Here is a 2,167-nt window from a genome sequence, read left to right on the forward strand (position 1 = left end):
GCCGCGGAAGCCGCCGAGGCGGCCTGCGCATCGGCCTGGGCGCCGAGCTTCTGCGCGCCGGCCTTGCCGACCGCTTCCGCCGATGCCTTGCGCGACGCCTCTTCCTGCTGCTTCATCGCCTCGCCGATCGGAATCGGCTGGCCGAGCGTATCGACGGCCATTTGCACGTCGACCTTCTTCTGCTGGTCCGACAGCGCGATGTTGCCCTTCGCGAACACGATGTCGTGCAGATCGAGTTTCCACTGCGACGGCGTTTTCGACGACGGCAACTGGAACGTCCAGTTATTGCGTCCATCGAGCATGCGTTCGAGGTCGACGGACGGATTGACGAGGTTGATCGCCGGAATCACGATGTCGTGCGCGAGCAGCGGCAGCACCTTCACCTGGAAGTCGATTTCATCGAGCGTGGCGAACTGCGGGCGCTTCGCCCAGTCGGGATTCGCAATCGTAATGTTGGCCGCCGAGAAACGCGGCCAGGGCACCCAGCTTCGCCAGCCCGTTTCGCCGACCGAATGCCGCCAGCCCACCTTCAGATCGCCGTTGATCGTGAACTGCCGCCCGATAGCCTGCGTGACCTTGTCGTCGACGTACGGCCGGGCGCGGTTCCAGTCGAAGGTCAGAATGAAAATCGTCAGCGCCGCGATGAGAATGACGATGATCGCCACGATCCACGCAACTATCTTTCCGATCCGTCTTCCGACTGTGCTCGACCCTGCCATCAGGAAGCTCCCGCATTGTTCTTCATTGCCGGTAGGGCAGCAGATATTGTGCCCGCGAACCGGTTGCCGGGACCGCGTTGGTGACTGCTGGTGACTGCTGGTGACTGCTGGTGACTGCGTCGGACCCGCCTCAGACTTTATGATGCTGCATCGCTCAACACGTTCCTCACGCATCTCATCTTCATGACCGACGTTCCTCTCGTTCTTGCCGACGGCATTGTCCGCCGCGATGCCTCGCGTGGCCAGACGCTCCTCGAGGCGACCACCTTCGCGCTCGACGCGGGCGACCGTGTCGCGATCACCGGGCCGTCCGGCTCCGGCAAGAGCGTGTTCCTGCGCTCGCTCGCGCTGCTCGATCCGCTCGATGCCGGACGCATCGTCTGGCGCGGCGCGCCGGTCGAGCGCGCCGCGATTCCGCGCTACCGGCGCAACATTGCGTATATCAGGCAGCGGCCGGCGCTGCTCGACGGCACCGTCGAAGACAATCTGCGCTACCCGTTCGAATTGCACGCGTATCGCGACGTACGCTTCGACCGCGCGCATGCGGCGAGCCTCGCTGCGCGGGCGGGCCGCGGCGGCGACTTTCTCGACAAGCGCGCAAGCGAGCTGTCAGGCGGCGAAGCGCAAATCACCGCGTTGATCCGCGTGCTGCAACTCTCGCCGCACGTGCTGCTGCTGGACGAGCCGACCGCCTCGCTCGACCCCGAGTCGTCGCGCGCCATTGAAGAACTGGTGCACGCGTGGTTCGATGCCGAGCCTCGCGCACATGCGTCGATCTGGGTGTCGCACGATCCGGCGCAAGCCGCGCGCATGAGCGCGCGCCATCTGACCATGCGCGCGGGCGTGCTCGACGAGCGCCCGCGCGCGACCGTCCACGGAGAATCCCGCCCATGACATTGCAAAACCTGAGTCTCTGGGACGTCGCGATCGCCGCGTTGCTGATCGTCGTGAACGGCGCGGTGTCGGTCGCGCTCAAGCTCGATCTCGAACGCAAGCTCGCATGGGCCGCGCTGCGCACCGTCGTGCAACTGCTCGCGATCGGCTACGTGCTCGGCTGGGTGTTCCGCTACGACCACTGGTTCGTCGTGCTGCCGCTGATGATCGTGATGACGCTGATCGCGGGCTTCGCGGGCGCGCAACGCGGCAGCCGCACCTACGCGGGACAGCGCGCGGACAGCGTGCTGTCGATCTGGGTCAGTTCGTGGCTCGTGGCGGCGGTCGGGCTCTTCGTCGTGATCCGTATTCACCCGTGGTATGCGCCGCAATATGCGATTCCGATTCTCGGCATGATTCTCGGCAACACGCTTACGGGCGTCTCGCTCGGCATCGAGCGGATGACCGAGGAACTGACCGCCGGACGCGGCGCGGTGGAGATGTCGCTCGCGCTCGGGGCGACGCGCTGGGAGGCGGCACAGGGACCGGCACGGCAGGCCGTGCGCGCCGGCATG

General features: G+C 66.0%; 3 protein-coding genes. 2 read left to right on the forward strand and 1 reads right to left on the reverse strand.

Going from position 1 to position 2,167, the window contains the following annotated elements:
* Positions 1 to 893: AsmA family protein (locus VF497_RS03765; RefSeq protein WP_330886303.1), on the reverse strand; the 893-nt coding region annotated here is incomplete at its 3' end.
* A gap of 9 nt (positions 894 to 902) precedes the next feature.
* Between VF497_RS03765 and VF497_RS03770 the strand changes: the two genes are divergently transcribed.
* Both VF497_RS03770 and VF497_RS03775 read left to right on the forward strand, forming a co-directional pair.
* Positions 903 to 1,613 (forward strand): ABC transporter ATP-binding protein, encoded by a 711-nt coding sequence (locus VF497_RS03770; RefSeq protein WP_330886304.1) that lies wholly within the window; start codon positions 903 to 905, stop codon positions 1,611 to 1,613.
* On the forward strand, positions 1,610 to 2,167 hold a 558-nt coding region (locus VF497_RS03775; protein WP_330886305.1), incomplete at its 3' end, for an ABC transporter permease. The genes VF497_RS03770 and VF497_RS03775, both read left to right, overlap by 4 nt.

Origin of the sequence: Rudaea sp., from assembly GCF_036383415.1 — a bacterium.
Lineage (GTDB): Bacteria > Pseudomonadota > Gammaproteobacteria > Xanthomonadales > Rhodanobacteraceae > Rudaea.

Bases quoted from the DNA above. Each gene is read 5' to 3' on its own strand.
- VF497_RS03770 (WP_330886304.1), top strand. From the start codon at position 903: ATGACCGACGTTCCTCTCGTTCTTGCCGACGGCATTGTCCGCCGCGAT.